Raw genomic sequence first — 17,019 nt, 5'->3', positions numbered from 1 at the left:
CTCTCCGCATGCGGGGGAGCTTTTTTTTCATAAATCATGGGTGGGGGCGCAACACTAGATCAGAAGTGGAACAAAAAGGTGGGAATGACATGTTGGACAATCAAGTGGTGATCGGTTTGGATATCGGCACCACCTCAACCAAAGCGGTCGTATTTGGCCCACGCGGACGCATCGTCGCAACACATGCAGTGGACTACCCGTTGTTGCAACCGCAACCGTCATGGGCAGAACAGGAACCCGATCAGATTCTGCACGCCGTGCTCGACAGCGTGAAACATGCGCTGTTGCAAGCCAACGCAAGCAGCCAAGATGTGCTGGGCATCGGGTTCAGCAGTGCCATGCACTCGTTGATCGTGCTCGACGCCGCGGGCAATCTCCTCACCCGCAGCATCATCTGGGCGGACAACCGCAGCGTCGATCAAGTGGATCGTTTGAAAAAAGACCTTGGCGGTCATGCGATCTACCAGCGCACCGGCACCCCGATGCACCCGATGCACCCGATGTACCCGATGTCGCCGCTGGCGAAGATCATGTGGATGCGCGAGGAAGCCCCGGACTTGTACCGACGGGCCGCCAAGTACCTCTCGATCAAGGAGTATGTGCTGTATCGTCTGTTCGGGCAATTTGTCGTCGATTACTCGATCGCCTCGGCAACCGGGCTGTTCAACCTCGAACGGCTGCAATGGGATGAGGAAGCACTGCGGCTGTTGGGCATCTCGCCCGAACAGCTCTCCACGCCGGTGCCGACGACGCACGTGTTGACAGGGATCAAACCGGAGCTCGCCACACAGATGGGGGTGCGGGCTGATCTGCCCTTGATCATCGGCGCTAGTGACGGTGTGCTCGCCAACCTCGGCGTCGGGGCGATTGAAGCGGGTGAAGTCGCGGTGACGATCGGCACCAGCGGGGCGATCCGCACGGTGGTGGAGCGCCCGCTGACCGACGAACGCGGGCGAACGTTCTGTTATGCGCTGACGGACAAGCATTGGGTGATCGGCGGGCCGACCAACAACGGGGGGATCATGCTGCGCTGGTTGCGCGATGAGTTTGCCGCCCCTGAGATCGAGGTGTCCAAGCGGTTGGGTATGGACACGTATGACTTGATGATCAAGTACGCGGAGGGAGTTCCAGCAGGCGCGGAGGGATTGCTTTTTCTCCCGTTCCTGTCTGGAGAGCGTGCGCCGTATTGGAACGCCAACGCACGCGGTATGTTTTTTGGGCTGTCGTTGCACCACAAGCGCGAGCACTTCATCCGGGCAGTGCTCGAAGGCGTGATCCTCAGCGTGTTCTCCGTCGGCGTTGCTCTGCGCGACCTGGCAGGTCCGGCGACAGACATCCGCGCCTCGGGTGGATTCGCCCGCTCGCCACAGTGGCGGCAGATCCTCTGTGATGTGCTGGGGCGGGAAGTGCTGGTGCCGGAGAGCCACGAAGCGTCAGCGCTCGGTGCGGCGATGCTGGCGTTGGTTGGGCTTGGGGAGATGGATGACCTCAGCGCCGTGAAGGACTGGATTCACATCCGCCACCGCCACGAGCCGAACCCACAGAACACGGAGACGTACCTGCAACTGTACTACCTCTACGAACGCCTCTATGAAAAAGTGGCGGAGGAGTTCGACATCATCGCCGAATTCCAACGGCACGGCCGCTTCGATATGGATAGGAGGAACTGATCATGCCGTTAGTCATCGTCGTAGTTGCTGTTATCTTGTTGCTCTTGATGATCACGTGGTGGAAACTCAATCCTTTCGTGGCGTTGATCATCGCCGCCGTCGGAGTTGGGATCGCCAGCGGGATGCGACCGACCGACATCGTGCTCTCGATCAAGGACGGGATGGGCGGAACGCTCAGTTTGCTGGCGCTCGTCTTGCCGCTGGGGACGATGCTGGGCAAGATGATGGCAGAGTCTGGCGGAGCGGAACGCATCGCCAATACGTTAATCCAGCGCTTCGGTCAGAAAAACGTGCATTGGGCGATGATGGTTGTCGCGTTTCTGGTCGGGATTCCAGTGTTTTTCCAAGTCGGGTTCGTTCTGTTGGTGCCGTTGGTGTTTACGATTGCGAAGGAGACAGGCATCTCGCTGGTCAAAATCGGCATCCCGTTGGTGGCGGGGCTCTCCACCGTACACGGTCTGGTTCCGCCGCACCCTGCGCCGATGACGGCGATCGGCTTGTACCAAGCGAACGTGGGGCGAACGATCATCTACTCGCTGATCGTCGGCATCCCGACGGCGATCATCTCAGGGCCGCTCTACGGCGGGCGGGGCGTTCAACAAAGTTTTGCAAAACTCTGGGGTCGGCAAGTACATCGCGGAACTCGCGTCGAACTCCAGCCTCTCGCCGCTGTTGTTGGCGTGGATGATCGCCGCGTTGATCCGCGTCGCCACCGGCTCGGCAACCGTCGCGATGCTGACCGCTGCCGGGATCGTCGCCCCGATAGCGGCCACGATGACGGGCGTGAACATCGAACTGCTCGTGTTGGCGACAGGTGCAGGCTCGCTGATCCTCTCGCACGTCAACGACTCGGGATTCTGGATGATCAAGGAATACTTCGGCATGACCGTGAAGGAGACGTTGCTCACGTGGACGGAGATGGAGACGATCCTCTCCCTCGTGGCGTTGGTGCTGATTCTGCTGCTCGACCTCGTGGTTTGAGTCAAAAACACCCCTCCCGTGCGCGGAGTGGGGTGTTTTTTTTGATGAGCAAGGATTGACAGAAAATTGAACAAACATTACATTGAATTTAATGAAGTGCATGTAAGGGAGTGTAGGAGCAATGGCAAAACAGACTGCATTGATCACCGGAGCCTCATCTGGGATCGGGGAAGAGTTCGCCCGCCGTTTGGCTGGGATGGGCATGGATTTGGTTTTGGTGGCACGCTCGCAGGCGAAGTTGGAGGAGATGGCGGCGACACTAAGCCAAAAGCACGGGGTCAAGGCACATGTCGTGCTCGCCGATTTGAGTGCGGAACATGCGGCGAAGGAAGTGTACCGTCAGACGCAGGCGTTGGGCTTGCACATCGACTATCTGATCAACAACGCAGGCTTCGGGTCGAGCGGGGAGTTCGTACACAACGACGCGGACCAAGAGCATGAGCAAGTGATGGTCAACGTGACGACGGTGGTCGACATGATCCATGCGTACTTGCCGGCGATGGTCGCCAAGCAAAGCGGCGCGATCGTCAACGTCGCGTCCTTGGTCGCGTTCCAACCAGTGCCGAACATGGCCGTTTACGGGGCGACCAAAGCGTTCGTGCTCTCGCTGTCCGAAGCGCTGTGGGAGGAGAACCAAAAGTACGGTGTGAAAGTGCTCGGCCTGTGTCCAGGTGCGACGGCGACGAACTTCTTCGACGCTTCCGGGGCCCCGGCATTTGGCAAGCTGCGCACGCCACAGCAAGTGGTGTCCTCCGCATTGAAAGGCTTGGAACAGAACCGCAGCTTCGTGGTCGATGGCGCGCAGAACGCTTTCACCACCCAACTGCCGCGCCTCCTGCCGCGCAAGTTAGTCGCCAAGATGGCAGGCAACTTCGCGAAACACAAGGACTAAGTCTTGCAAAAAACGCCCCGGCCGCTTGCGGTTCGGGGCTTTTCGATATGCTATAATAGGAACACCTTGCCGAAAACGGAGTGAACCTGCATGAGCGACAACCAACAGAAACAAGTGACGGTGGAAGTCACAATGGAAAATGGACAGGTGCAGTTTGGCCAATCGCTGATGGTGGCGATGTGGGAGCAGACGCGCTTGGTGCCGTATCCGGTCCAAGACTTGTACGAATTTGCCTACAAAGGCCAGCGTCTCGGCATCGTGGACCTGCTGTGTCGTCTCGACGAATTGACCCCGGAACTGCGCGACGCAGGACCTGAGCAGATCATCGAGACGATCCTTGAACTGATCAATTCGGTCTACATCGGCGACGAATCCACGATGCTGATCGGACGTTGCATGGATCTGTATGCGATTGAACTGCAAGGCAGCAATTGTATCGTGTTCCGCACGATCATCATGGATACCAACAAGTCGGTCGAAGAGATGCTCGCGATCCGCGAACTTGGCCAAACCCTGTTCCCGGTTCCACAACCGGAATGAATCCGCACGGCTACCGCTTCATCGGCACGCCGCTGGATCTGACCGAAGGGGAAGCGTACCATCTGCGCAAATACTGGAAAAAGGGGCGGCAGGCGCGAGCGATCCTGCCGCTTGCCGCGTTTGAGGTAGATGTGGACGTCGCAGCGCTCCAAACGCTGGTGCAACTCGACTGCGCGCACTGTCATCTGGCACACGTCGCGTCCTGTTGCGAAGGAGGCTTTCCGTTTCCACCCGCCAAGGAGTTGTTGCCGATGCTGGACGAGCACCTCGATGGCATCGCCGCCTACCTCACACCAGAGCGGGTCCGCCACTTGCTGCAAAAGGGTCTGTACGAACGCCACTTGGAGACGGCCGGCCACCAGACGATCGGGACGTTTGCCGGGGATTGTACGTTTTGCCACGTCGAGGAGCAGGGTCCCGCCTGCATGGCACATCGCTATGCGGTGCAAGCGGGCCTCGCGCCCGAATCGGTCAAGCCGTTGTCCTGCTTGCTCTACCCGCTTGAACTGATCGAGTCGGAGGCGGATGGACGGACGTTGCTCACCGCCCTCACCGAACAGACCGCCGCGTTCTCTCGTTGGGGGGCTGACTATCGCCTCGACTTCATCTGCGCCAACCAAGACTTGCGCGCCACAGACGATGAGACTGACCAGAGTCCGAACATCCGTCGCAACCTGCCGGCCGATGTGTTTGCCCTCGAACGCTACCGACCCGCCTACGTGGAAGGGCAGGAGTTGCTGACCTCGCGCTACGGCGCTGACTTCTATAAGGAATTGGAAATTTTGATCCAAGGAGGACGGAGACTGTGAAACTGCTTAGTTTGGAGGCGCACCGTGGCGTCATGCGCGTGCGCGAGGTGTTGAAACGCTTCAACACCTTGGTCTATACCGGCGACCCCCTCGACGACATCGTGCTGATGGACCTCGAACTGGACGATCTGTATGAAAACAAGACGGTTGACGACGAGGAGTTCCGCGATTTGAAAATAGCCCTTCGCCGCGCATACCGCGAACTTGATACGGACGAGAATTGAAAAAATATTTGTTCATCTCACAATCAAGAAATATTCAAGATTGAAATTCCCGATTCTCCGATCTCTTCATCACCCTATCACGCCGAACATTGAATACATCAAGGCTGGTTTTACCTGAACAACGCGGTAAAGAGGAAAACCAGCTTTTTTCGATTGCATAAACTATGAATTTTTATGCAATTGATGTATAGTGATAATAATTCTAACTATTATGAAAATTCCCTCCCTAATTCCTTTTCTTAGCGGGCTATGATACACTCTAGCGTGAATAGGGGGAATTATTAAAATGAAAAAATTCACGAAACTCGCACTCGCAGCGATGCTCGTTATGACTGCTGTAGTTGGCGTCGGCTGCTCCAAAACCGATGACACCAAAACGAACACCGCTACCGAAACGAAGAAGGAAGATCCGGAAAAAATCAACCGTGCAGTCTTCGCTGCAGCGCTGATCGCGGATGAGAAAATGACTTCCCAATTCAGCAAAGCAGTAAAAGGGATCGACGATGCTGGCAAGGACACCGCCTACACCGCTCCGTCGAAAAAGCAAGAGGAGTCGTTGACTTTCCTCGATCCGTACTGGGGCAAGGATGCAGCAACCAAGGAGTACACGGCTGCCCTCGGCGATGCAACTCTGCTGGCAAAAGTGAACAAGGAAGCTGAAGCTCTGGTCAACAAAAACAACGCGGCTGCGAAGGATGAATCCAAGAAAACCAAATTCACCCCGCTCACCGCTGTTGCTGACCCGGCGAAACTCGGCAAAAACAACATCGCAGGCGCGAAAGCTCAATACGCGGATGTGAAAGTTGAATCCAAAGACAGCAAATACACGGTCACCTACAAAGGCCTGACCTACACCCTTGAGAAGTCCGGCAACACCTACAAAGTGGTTTCCAAGGAAGGCACTCTCACGAAATAACACGTAATCATACGATTACCCACTTACGGAGCGCAGACCCAATCGGTCTGCGCTCTTCTTGTTCTTGACGAACCCCTATCCTACCGAATACACTGAAATTGTTCGGAAAACCGAACGAGCGCTCGGTCGGGAGGTGACGACGATGTCGAAGGAAGCCAAACCAATTCCCTCACGCGTGTTAGACCCGCAGTTGGTCGAGGCACGGCGACTGCAGATCGTGCAGGCGGCGGTGGATCTTTTTGTGGAAAAAGGCTTTCACAAAACCACCACGCGCGAAATCGCCAAGGCGAGCGGAATTGGCATCGGGACGCTCTACGAATACCTACAGTCCAAGGAAGATGTGCTCTACTTGGTCTGCGCCTACATCCACCAAGAAGTGGAGAAGCGCTTGACCGAAGCCCGGCTGGAAGCGGAGAATGGGCGCGACCTGCTCGTGAAATCGATCAAGCGGTTTTTCGCCTGTGTCGATGAACTGCAAGACTACGTGCTTCTGATCTACCAAGAGACCAAGTCGCTCCCACCGGAGACCTTGAAGCTCGTGTTGCAGAAGGAAGAAGAAATCACGCATTTGTTCACCGATATCTTGGAGATTGGACGTCGTGACGGTTCTCTGCAATTGGAGCCACAGCACGTCAAACTAACAGCACATAACATCATCGTGCTCGGCCAGATGTGGACATTCCGCCGCTGGGCCTTGCACCGCCACTACACGCTCGAAGACTACACGGAGCGTCAAGTCGCTCTGTTGCTGCGCGAAATTCATTCCCACTAAGGAAAGGGGATCTGTCTTATGGAAACCACCGCGTATAAACCCAAACATAAAATTCGCTTCGTCACCGCCTCCGCGCTGTTCGATGGCCATGACGCTTCGATCAACATCATGCGCCGCATCCTGCAAGCATCAGGAGCGGAAGTCATTCACCTCGGACATAACCGTTCGGCGGAGGAAGTCATCAACGCCGCGATTCAAGAGGACGCACAAGCAATCGCTGTCTCGTCCTACCAAGGCGGTCACGTCGAGTACTTCAAATACATGTACGACATGCTCAAGGAACGCGGTGCCGGCCACATCAAGCTGTTCGGCGGCGGCGGCGGTGTCATCGTCCCTGATGAGATCCGCGAACTGGAAGCCTACGGCATCACGAAGATCTACTCCCCGGACGACGGGCGTCGCATGGGTCTGCAAGGACAGATCAACCACATGCTGGAAAATGCTGACTTTGCAACGCCGAAGCAACTCGAAGCGCTGGTCGGACAAGTACAGGAGAAAAACATCCTCGCGATCTCCAAGTTGATCACCCTCGCAGAGGAATCGGTCACCTCCACCGACGAGCGTCAAAAGCAACTGCTCGCTGAATTGAGCGAGAAAGCACAGAACGTGCCCGTGCTCGGCATCACCGGAACCGGCGGCGCAGGCAAATCGTCGCTGACCGACGAACTGGTGCGCCGTTTCCTGAACGACTTCAGCGACAAGACGATTGCGATCCTCTCCGTCGACCCGTCGAAGCAAAAAACAGGCGGAGCACTGCTTGGCGACCGCATCCGCATGAACGCCATCCACAACCCGCGCGTCTACATGCGCTCGCTGGCAACGCGTGACTCCCGCTCCGAACTCTCGGCGGCGATCAAGGAAGCGATCGACGTTGTGAAAACGGCGGGCTACGACCTCGTCATCGTCGAGACCTCCGGGATCGGCCAAGGCGACGCGGAGATCACCAAAGTCGTCGACCTCTCGCTGTACGTGATGACCTCCGAGTTCGGCGCACCGTCGCAGTTGGAAAAAATCGACATGCTCGACTTCGCCGACCTCGTCGCGATCAACAAGTTCGAACGCAAAGGCTCCGCAGATGCACTGCGCGATGTCAAAAAGCAATTCCAACGCAACCACAACCTGTGGGAGCAAGATACCAACGAGATGCCGATCTACGGCACGATCGCCAGCCAGTTTAACGATCCAGGTACCAATGTGCTGTACCGCGCCTTGATCGACATCATCAACGACAAAAAAGACCTGTCCTGGCAGTCCTCACTCGTCGTGACCGACTCGGTGTCCAAGAAAAACTACATCATCCCGACGGAGCGCATCCAGTACCTTGGCGAAATCGCTTCGACCGTTCGCGACTACAAGCGCTTCGTCAACCAGCAAGTCGACGTCTCGCGCAAATTGTTCCAGCTCAAGGGTGTCCGCCCGCTGTTCGAGGGCCAACCGGAAACCCAAGCGGCGATCGACGCACAGATCGCGGCACAGGAACTCAACCTGCACCCGCAATCCAAGCAATTGCTGGACAACTGGCCGAAGCTCAAGGAACAGTACACCGCCGACGAGTTCATCACCAAAGTCCGCGACAAGGAAATCCGCACCGCGCTGTTCACCGAATCGCTGTCCGGCACGCGCATCCCGAAGATCTCGCTGCCGAAGTACGAAGACTGGGGCGACCTGCTCCGCTGGCTGATGACCGAGAACGTGCCCGGTGAGTTCCCGTACACCGCAGGCGTGTTCCCGTTCAAGCGCGAAGGCGAAGATCCGAAGCGTCAGTTCGCAGGCGAAGGGACGCCGGAACGTACCAACCGTCGCTTCCACTACCTGTCCAAAAACGACGACGCGAAACGTCTCTCCACCGCGTTCGACTCCGTCACCCTGTACGGCGAAGACCCGGATTACCGCCCGGACATCTATGGGAAAATCGGTGAATCTGGCGTCTCGATCTGTACGCTCGACGACATGAAAAAACTCTACTCCGGGTTCGATCTCTGCGCGCCGTCCACATCGGTCTCGATGACGATCAACGGCCCAGCCCCGATCATCCTCGCGATGTACATGAACACCGCGATCGACCAGCAGTTGGAAGCGTTCGTTGCGAAAAACGGCCGTCAGCCCAATGAAGACGAGTACAAGCAGATCCAACAGTACACGCTCTCGACCGTGCGCGGCACCGTACAAGCGGATATCCTCAAGGAAGACCAAGGTCAAAACACCTGCATCTTCTCCACTGAATTCGCGCTGCGTATGATGGGCGACATCCAGCAGTACTTCATCGACTACAAAGTCCGCAACTACTACTCGGTCTCGATCTCCGGCTACCACATCGCGGAAGCAGGGGCGAACCCGATCTCGCAGTTGGCGTTCACGCTGGCGAATGCGTTCACCTATGTGGAGTACTACCTGAGCCGGGGTATGGACATCAACGATTTCGCTCCGAACCTGTCGTTCTTCTTCTCCAACGGCATGGACCCGGAGTACACCGTCATCGGTCGTGTTGCCCGCCGGATCTGGGCGACGGCGATCCGCAACAAGTACGGCGGCAACGACCGTTCGCAGAAACTCAAGTACCATGTGCAAACGTCAGGCCGTTCCCTGCATGCGCAGGAGATCGACTTCAACGACATCCGCACGACCTTGCAAGCGTTGATCGCGCTGCATGACAACTGCAACTCGCTGCACACCAACGCTTACGACGAAGCGATCACCACGCCGACCGAGGAATCGGTGCGCCGCGCGATGGCGATTCAGATGATCATCACCAAGGAATTTGGCTTGATGAAAAACGAGAACGCCTACCAAGGCGCGTTCATCATCGAAGAACTGACCGACCTCGTCGAAGAAGCGGTGCTCAATGAGTTCTCCCGCATCAACGATCGTGGTGGCGTGTTGGGCGCGATGGAGACACAGTACCAACGCGGCCGTATCCAAGAGGAGTCGATGTACTACGAGACCCTCAAACACAACGGTACGCTCCCGATCATCGGGGTGAACACCTACCTCAACCCGGCGACGCTCGCAGACGATTACGAAGCACCGAAAATCGAACTGGCGCGCGCAACCCGAGAGGAAAAGGAACTGCAGATCCACAACTTGCGCGACTTCCAGTCTCGCCATGCGGAGCTGGCGGCAAGCAAGCTGGAACAACTGAAGCAAGTCGCGATCAGCGGCGGCAACATCTTTAACGAACTGATGGAAACCGTTCGCTACTGCTCGCTGGGTCAGATCACCCATTCGCTTTACCAAGTCGGTGGCCAATACCGCCGCAACATGTAAAACCGCAACAAAAAAGGTAGTCGGCCGCACCTGCGGGTCGACTACCTTTTTGCTATCGATCAGGTTTGTTACATCGGGTTGGGCAGTTCGGGGATCACCCCTGCGAGCAGGCCGATCATCACGAGGATCGTCAGGAGCACGGCGATGACGATGAACACGATGAATTGGACGAGTATTGGACTCCAGAACGCCACATTGGAGGAAACTCCGTACATCGTGCGCAAGGCAAACACCGAAAGGAGGAAATAATATACCATACCTAGAATAAAAAACCAGTCCTGTACGAACACAATCCCGTAAAACGGAGCTGCTAGCAACGAGAAGAACGCCATCGGGTAGATGATGTACGGGAAGACCAGCTTCAGTTGGCGAGTCTTCTCCTGGCGTTCCTCGGGGGTGCGCGGCATCTTGTCGGAAGCGAACATCAGCAACCCGAGGCGGGAGGTCAGCACGAAGAAGAAGCGTTGAATCAAGTATTCAATCGGCGGCAGGATCAAAACGAGCAGCCACTTGATCATCGGACTGACATATGTGTCGAGTTTGGGAGACATGCCGACCATGATCGCGGTATCGATCATCGTGAGCACGATGATGAGGAAGCCAAGACGTGAGGAGGCCTCCGGACTCGGGTTCTTCAAGAGGTGTTCGAGGATGGCATGAGGGCGGAACAGCAAGGCCCGAAGTAAGGATAACACGCGGTAAGTTCCTCCTTTTTCTGTCTTCCCCTACAGTATAGCGTAAAATGGAAGGAACAGATAGGGACGGCAATCGGACCTGTCGAGTTGTGTATTGAATCTGATTTAAACTTGTACTAATAAATTGTGTCTTGTGAATTGTCTGTCTTTTGTGTAAGCTAATCACATATGATATCAGAGGGGGAAAGGGGGCATTTGAGATTGAATAAAGGGAAATTCAAACAGATGTTCCTATCTTGCTTACTGGGGTTGTTGCCGTTGGTGCTGAGCGGTTGCACCTTGAGCGTGGAAGGCCCACAGTATACCCAAGAGTCTTTGATCGAGACCTTGAAGGGGTACGGGGTCACGGCACATTACCCGATCGATCAAGGCACTGGGCAATTGTTGCGCAACGCGACGGGCACTCATTATCTGTTGCAGATCGACTACATTGATCAATATGAGGTCCCAGAGGGGTGGACGGAGGTCTATCTCTACCCTGACGCGGAATCGGCGTACCAAGAGGCGCTGAAAGTGCGCCAAGAGTTTGACGAACAACTTCGCTACGACCGCAAGATGTCACAACTCCAAGGCCGTTCCTTGGAGAGCGCACCGCTGCCCTTGTTCCAACACGGCAACGTGATCCTCTATGGGGGCGGGATCACCAAGCAACAGGACACGATGGAGCGCATCACGAAAACGTTCGAGACCTATCAGAAGTAAAAACCCGTGCGCCAGAGCGCCGGGTTTTTTCATGCCACACCGCTGTGCTCAAGTCGCTTCCATCAGGTCCAGCTCACGGTTGAGACCTTCGACGAAGAGGCCAGCGTCGGTGACGACACCGGTCGCTTGCGTGGAGCCGCGATCGACCAGTTTGGAGACGACAGCCGGGTTAATGTCTACACAGATCGTCTTGCAGGTGGCTGGAATCATGTTCCCCGTGCCGATCGCGTGCAACATCGTCGAGATCATGATCACCATGTTCGCTCCTTGCACCAACTCGGCGTAGGCGTTCTGTGCGATCACCAAGTCCATCTCTGTATCTGGCAACGGCCCGTCGTCGCGGATCGATCCGGCCAATACGAACGGCACGTTGTGCCGAATTATGGTGTACATAATCCCTGTCGTCAACGCGCCCGCTTCCACCGCTTTGGCAATCGATCCGTGGTAGCGGATCTTGTTGATCGCGACCAGATGATGCCGATGCCCGCCGGGCACTCCGACCGCCGTCCGCGTGTTGACGCCAAGCGATGTGCCAAAAAACGCATTTTCAATGTCATGCGTTGCCAGCGCATTGCCAGACAGCAGTGCTGACACGTAGCCTTTTTCAATCAATCCGCAAAAGGCGCTCATCCCGCCAGTGTGTACGATGCCGGGGCCCGCCACGATCACGATCCGTCCACCCGCATCGCGGATGTCCTTCATCTCCTTGGCGATCTTGCGGATCAACACCGGCACCTGCCGCTCAGAGGAGACCTCGCTGGTCATGAACGCGAATTCCTTTTCCTCATTGTTCGGCAGGGCGAGCACGGAGATCCGCACGCCCGATTCGCCACAGACGATGAGGTCGCCCGCCTGCACATGGCGCATCAGCGTACAGAGGGGACGCCCGTCCTTGATCATCACACACCCGTCCATGCGCAAGCGCTCTACCGCCTGCCAACGGCCATCCAGAAACACAAACGTTGGATAGTTTGAGGTCGAGTGGAAGTCGTCTGGTACCACCCCGTCCTTGGGCGCTGGCTTTACGACCAAATTCGTTGCGTGCAACCGATTGCAGCCCATCTCCACCAAGCGGGTGGCGAGCTGCTCCACGAGATCGGGCTGGCTGTAGATCAAAAAGCGCAACGGCTTGTGCGCGACCAATTCAAAGTGCCCGCCCTGTTCGATCACCATGTCCTCCAGCTCGTCCAAGATCGGGAGGTGTGCATCCAGTTCGAAAAGTTCCTGTATGTGCAAGCTTCGTCCCTCCTGTAAAAAATATTCATTTTTTGAAACAGGGAAATCGAGATCGGTGTCGAAATTCATCGAAGGAACATTCCTATAAAACATAAATCACAGTCCCAGTATCCAGTGAGGGTGATGTCATAGATGCATATCTCGTCAACGCAGACTTTGCAGCCTGGCGTAAAACTCGCCAAGAACATCTACATGAGCAACGGCAACGTGCTGCTGGCTGAAGGTAAAGAACTTAGTCAATCGATGATTCAGCGACTGCTCAACCTCGGGATCACTCAGGTCTACATCCAAGACCCGCGCACCGACGACTTACAACTCCAAGAAGCGGTTAGCGAGGAGACGCGCAACCGTGTTGTTCGTGTGGTTTACAACACGTTCAACGAGATGATCGAAGCGCGCAAATGGCATCGGACGCTGGCCAACCCACGCCTCGGCCGTGAGTTCCGCAAGGCATTTGAGGACATCCTGCACGACCTGCAGGCGCACCGCAACGTGATGATCAACTTGACCCAGATCTACACCACCGATCAATATCTGTACAGCCATTCCGTCAACGTCGGGATCTACGCGGCGGCGCTGGGGATGGCGATGGGACTCAAGCGCGACCAACTGCTCGACCTCGGCATCGGGGCGTTGCTGCATGACATCGGCAAGACACAGATTCCGCAGGAGATCCTCATGAAGCCCGGCAAACTGACCGATGAGGAGTACGGGATCATGAAGGAACATTCCACCATCGGTTATAATTTGCTCCGCGAACACTCGGATATTCCTCTGATCTCCGCGCACTGTGCCCTCCAGCATCATGAACGCTTGGATGGCACGGGGTATCCGCGCGGAATCAAGGAGGGGGAGATCCACCTCTATGGCCAGATCGTCGGCGTGGCGGATGTGTACGATGCCTTGACGTCGAACCGCGTCTATCGCAAAGCCTATCTGCCGCATGAAGCCTTGGAGATGCTGTTCACCTCCACCGGCCAGTTCGATATGGAGCTGATCCGCAAGTTCCGCGACAACGTCGCACTCTACCCGATCGGTCTCACCGTCGAACTCAGCACGGGCGAGCGTGCCGTGGTCGTCGACATCAACAGCAAGTTTCCGCATCGTCCGATCCTGCGCATCCTCCAAGACGCGCAGGGCAACAACGTGCAACCGCGTGAAATCGATCTCTCGCAACATTTGAACCTGATGATCACCGGGTGTGAGGAGATCCTATAATTTTTTGGTTCGCTTGACTTTGATCACCAATGGATCATGTCCTGTCGGGCGAATCATCGTCGCTTGCTCCTGCCCATGCAGGAGCTTTTGTATTTCCTCCGTCTTGGCGCTTTTCGCCATCTCATACCAAGCGTACAGCGGGCGCTCTGTTCCGTAGTACAGCCGCTGCCGGGCACGGCGGAACGGCCACATCTCACAGTCGTTGACCACAACGCTGGAGTCGGCGATGTCCTGCTCATCCAGCTTCCATGTGCCCTCTAGCAAGCGAACGGTCGTCTCGCCGAGGTAAGCCCCCACCGAGAGCACCAACGTCGGGTCTGGCGCCTGGCCGGGTTCTGACACGAAGTTCAACAGACGATCGACTTGTTTCAAACTCTCCTCTGCGTAATCCAGCCCCCAATCGGCCGCCACTTGATCCACAAAAATCTGTGCAATATCGGATAGCATCTGTGTGCTCATCTCTACATACTCCCTCTCCTATATGTCCTTCCGCCCAGTGTACCATACCGTGTTCGAATGCCCGAGCCCTCCACGATCAGCTCACAGCGCCTCCGGTTAACTGAGGCCGTGTCCTGCTCGTAGAAAACACAAAGCAACGAGAATGCCCAGTCGCTCGCCTTCGCACACTAGTACCTAGAACTGAATCGCAACGAGATCGTCCGTCGGGTACGACGTGATTTCTAAAAAACCGTTTGGTTGAATAAGTATAGTGGCGAAATCTGGGAGGAATGGGATTCCATCACTATTTTAAAAGAAAGGAGTTGCATAAAAATTCATATAGATTTAAAAATATCGATGATTTGACAAAATTCAAACTACTCTCTAGAATGACCATAGGACTTCATCCACAGGCAACAATACTCACACTTATTTTGCAGCAGATGAAAGGGGAACTACGGATGAGTTTATTCCGAACGAAAAGTATTGATCAACTGATACGGACATCCCAGTCCGGTCAAACACTGAAGAAATCCCTGGGGACGTTCGACTTGACGATGCTCGGAATCGGAGCCATCGTCGGCACGGGGATTTTTGTTTTGACTGGCAAGGGCGCTGTGACCGCAGGTCCGGCTCTCGTCTTGTCCTTCATCCTCGCAGGTCTGGCTTGTGCATTCGCAGCGCTTTGTTACGCAGAGTTTGCGTCGATCGTGCCGGTTGCGGGATCTGTCTACACCTACAGCTACGCAACGCTCGGGGAATTTGTCGCTTGGATTATCGGGTGGGACTTGATCCTCGAATACGCCCTCGCCACCTCCACTGTCTCCGTCGGATGGTCAGGGTACGCCCAGTCGCTTTTGAAGGGCATCACCGGTTGGGAATTGCCCAAAGCCTTGACCGCCGCGCCTGGCGCTGCGGAGGGCGCGTACTTCAACCTTCCCGCCTTCTTGATTGTCATGCTCATCGCGTTCTTGCTCTCACGCGGGATCAAGGAATCGACGCGCATCAACAACGTGATGGTCCTCATCAAGATCGCAGTTGTCTTGCTGTTCATCTTTGTCGGTGTTGGCTACGTCAAACCGGACAACTGGCAGCCGTTTATGCCGTATGGGTTCTCCGGCGTGTTCCAAGCAGCAGCACTGGTGTTTTTTGCCTATATCGGGTTTGACGCAGTTTCCTCCGCAGCTGAGGAAGCCAAGAACCCGTCTCGTGACCTGCCGCGCGGGATTATCTTCTCGCTGGCGATCTGTACCGCTCTCTACATCATCGTCACTTTGATCATGACCGGCATCGTGCCGTTCCCGCAGTTCCATGGCGTGGATCACCCGATCTCGCTGGCGTTGCAAGTTGCCGGCCAGAACTGGGTCGCAGGCTTTATCGACCTCGGTGCGATCCTTGGGATCACCACCGTACTGCTCGTCATGACCTATGGCCAGACCCGGATCTCGTTCGCGATGTCCCGCGACGGTCTGTTGCCCAAGCTGTTCTCTTCCGTTCATCCGAAGTACCAGACGCCATATGGCTCGACATGGTTGGTCGGGATCATCTGCGGTCTGATCGGCGGGTTGGTTCCGCTCGACACGCTGGCGGAGCTGACCAACATCGGGACGCTCGCCGCGTTCACGCTCGTGTCGATCGCAGTCCTCGTCCTGCGCAAGAAACAACCGGATCTCAAGCGCGCGTTCCGCGTGCCGTTCGTGCCGCTGATCCCGATCCTAGCAGTCGTCTTCTGCGTCTTCCTGATGGTGCAATTGAAGTGGCAGACATGGATGGCGTTCTTCATCTGGTTGGTGATCGGACTGGTCATCTACTTCGGCTACTCGCGTTCACGCTCCAAGCTCAACCAACAATAACGCATGGAAAAGAAACCTTCGCCGCACATGGCGAAGGTTTTTTTGGGGGGATACTAGCATCGGAGGTGTCCCTGATATGAACAGGAGTCGATGGTGGAAGCTTACTCTGACGGCGGTGCTACTCGCGGGCCTGACCAGTGGTTGCACGGTCCTGCGCACCCCGTATGAGAAAGCCAAAATTGCCGAGAACGGCGGGCAAGTCAAGAAAAAACAAGAAGGTGAAGGAGCAGGACAAGCCAGCGGAGGCGAGAACAAAGAACAGAGCGGGGGCAAGGGCGGTGGAGCAGACCAAAAGGACGAGGACAAGAAAAAAACCGAGTCCAAAGCCAACACCAAAGCCACTCCGCGTCCGAAAAACGATCCGCTGACGATCCTGCAGGAGAAAACGGATGACAAAAATCCGCACCTGATGTACAGCCAGACGATGTCGTCCGAAGTCTCGCAGCTTGAGGGCATCGTCAGCAGTACGATCCTGCTCGATGAGGAACACAACGCCTATGTGGCGATCTACACCGGCGAGAAGCAAAAGTACGACCGTGATGCGCCCAAGGAAACCAACGAAAAGTTGAAGGTCAAAACAGAGGGTGATATCTCGTCGAAGCTACAAGGACGAATCTCCAAGAAGCTCCGCGAACTCGACCCGCTGGTGGACACGGTGTACATTACCGACAACCCGGCACATGCGGCCAGTTTCCAGCGCTACGCCCTCTCGATCACCAATGGCGGGGCAGCGACGATGAACACGCAAGCGCTCGCCGAACACATCGAAGACATTTGGAAATAAAAAAAGCGGCCCTAGCAGCCGCTTT

Annotated in this window: 15 protein-coding genes and 1 pseudogene; 13 read left to right on the top strand and 3 right to left on the bottom strand. The window is 56.0% G+C overall.

Going from position 1 to position 17,019, the window contains the following annotated elements; genetic code table 11:
* Nucleotides 1–89 precede the first annotated feature (89 nt).
* From gntK to icmF, 9 genes and pseudogenes are all read left to right on the top strand, one after another.
* Nucleotides 90–1,670: a gluconokinase gene (gene gntK / locus C7459_RS14360; RefSeq protein WP_109689996.1), complete on the top strand. Its 1,581-nt coding sequence runs from the start codon at nucleotides 90–92 to the stop codon at nucleotides 1,668–1,670.
* A gap of 2 nt (nucleotides 1,671–1,672) precedes the next feature.
* Nucleotides 1,673–2,651 (top strand): annotated as a pseudogene (locus tag C7459_RS14355) (GntT/GntP/DsdX family permease).
* 121 nt (nucleotides 2,652–2,772) lie between these two features.
* On the top strand, nucleotides 2,773–3,543 hold the full coding sequence (locus C7459_RS14350) for an SDR family NAD(P)-dependent oxidoreductase (RefSeq protein ID WP_109689995.1): 771 nt from the start codon (nucleotides 2,773–2,775) through the stop codon (nucleotides 3,541–3,543).
* Between the two features lie 90 nt (nucleotides 3,544–3,633).
* A complete protein-coding gene (locus tag C7459_RS14345; protein WP_109689994.1) occupies nucleotides 3,634–4,083 on the top strand; it encodes a hypothetical protein in 450 nt (149 codons plus the stop codon).
* Entirely contained in the window at nucleotides 4,080–4,892 is an 813-nt protein-coding gene (locus tag C7459_RS14340; protein WP_109689993.1) for a DUF3109 family protein, read from the top strand. The genes C7459_RS14345 and C7459_RS14340 overlap by 4 nt, the downstream gene beginning before the upstream one ends.
* Complete coding sequence (locus C7459_RS14335; protein WP_109689992.1) at nucleotides 4,889–5,116, top strand: YqgQ family protein; 228 nt, start codon at nucleotides 4,889–4,891, stop codon at nucleotides 5,114–5,116. The genes C7459_RS14340 and C7459_RS14335 overlap by 4 nt, the downstream gene beginning before the upstream one ends.
* A 286-nt stretch (nucleotides 5,117–5,402) precedes the next feature.
* Nucleotides 5,403–6,032, top strand: a complete 630-nt coding sequence (locus C7459_RS14330; protein WP_109689991.1) for a hypothetical protein — start codon at nucleotides 5,403–5,405, stop codon at nucleotides 6,030–6,032.
* Between the two features lie 142 nt (nucleotides 6,033–6,174).
* On the top strand, nucleotides 6,175–6,804 hold the full coding sequence (locus tag C7459_RS14325) for a TetR/AcrR family transcriptional regulator (RefSeq protein ID WP_109689990.1): 630 nt from the start codon (nucleotides 6,175–6,177) through the stop codon (nucleotides 6,802–6,804).
* Nucleotides 6,805–6,822: 18 nt separating this feature from the next.
* On the top strand, nucleotides 6,823–10,068 hold the full coding sequence (gene icmF / locus C7459_RS14320) for a fused isobutyryl-CoA mutase/GTPase IcmF (RefSeq protein ID WP_109689989.1): 3,246 nt from the start codon (nucleotides 6,823–6,825) through the stop codon (nucleotides 10,066–10,068).
* Nucleotides 10,069–10,136: 68 nt separating this feature from the next.
* On the opposite strand, the gene C7459_RS14315 is transcribed toward icmF, so the two are convergent.
* Nucleotides 10,137–10,763, bottom strand: a complete 627-nt coding sequence (locus C7459_RS14315; protein ID WP_146201008.1) for a hypothetical protein — start codon at nucleotides 10,761–10,763, stop codon at nucleotides 10,137–10,139.
* A gap of 201 nt (nucleotides 10,764–10,964) precedes the next feature.
* On the opposite strand from C7459_RS14315, the gene C7459_RS14310 reads away from it, so the two are divergent.
* Nucleotides 10,965–11,465 carry a hypothetical protein gene (locus C7459_RS14310; protein ID WP_109689987.1) on the top strand — a complete coding sequence of 167 codons (501 nt, stop codon included), beginning with the start codon at nucleotides 10,965–10,967 and terminating at the stop codon, nucleotides 11,463–11,465.
* A gap of 48 nt (nucleotides 11,466–11,513) precedes the next feature.
* Here C7459_RS14310 and C7459_RS14305 read toward each other — a convergent pair whose 3' ends face one another.
* Nucleotides 11,514–12,701, bottom strand: coding sequence for an ornithine cyclodeaminase, nickel-pincer nucleotide-dependent (locus tag C7459_RS14305; RefSeq protein ID WP_170119475.1), 1,188 nt, complete (start codon nucleotides 12,699–12,701; stop codon nucleotides 11,514–11,516).
* A 132-nt stretch (nucleotides 12,702–12,833) separates the two neighbouring features.
* Between C7459_RS14305 and C7459_RS14300 the strand changes: the two genes are divergently transcribed.
* Entirely contained in the window at nucleotides 12,834–13,919 is a 1,086-nt protein-coding gene (locus tag C7459_RS14300; RefSeq protein ID WP_109689985.1) for an HD-GYP domain-containing protein, read from the top strand.
* On the opposite strand, the gene C7459_RS14295 is transcribed toward C7459_RS14300, so the two are convergent.
* A complete protein-coding gene (locus tag C7459_RS14295; protein WP_109689984.1) occupies nucleotides 13,914–14,378 on the bottom strand; it encodes a hypothetical protein in 465 nt (154 codons plus the stop codon). The genes C7459_RS14300 and C7459_RS14295 overlap by 6 nt on opposite strands.
* 422 nt (nucleotides 14,379–14,800) lie before the next feature.
* Here C7459_RS14295 and bcaP point away from each other — a divergent pair, with 422 nt between their 5' ends.
* Both bcaP and C7459_RS14285 read left to right on the top strand, forming a co-directional pair.
* Entirely contained in the window at nucleotides 14,801–16,210 is a 1,410-nt protein-coding gene (bcaP, locus tag C7459_RS14290; RefSeq protein WP_170119474.1) for a branched-chain amino acid transporter BcaP, read from the top strand.
* A 76-nt stretch (nucleotides 16,211–16,286) separates the two neighbouring features.
* Nucleotides 16,287–16,994, top strand: a complete 708-nt coding sequence (locus tag C7459_RS14285; RefSeq protein ID WP_109689982.1) for a YhcN/YlaJ family sporulation lipoprotein — start codon at nucleotides 16,287–16,289, stop codon at nucleotides 16,992–16,994.
* The last annotated feature ends 25 nt before the right edge of the window (nucleotides 16,995–17,019 follow it).

The organism is Tumebacillus permanentifrigoris (assembly GCF_003148565.1).
Lineage (GTDB): Bacteria > Bacillota > Bacilli > Tumebacillales > Tumebacillaceae > Tumebacillus > Tumebacillus permanentifrigoris.
Note: the sequence above shows the minus strand (reverse complement) of the source record. Positions and strands in the feature narration are given on the sequence as shown.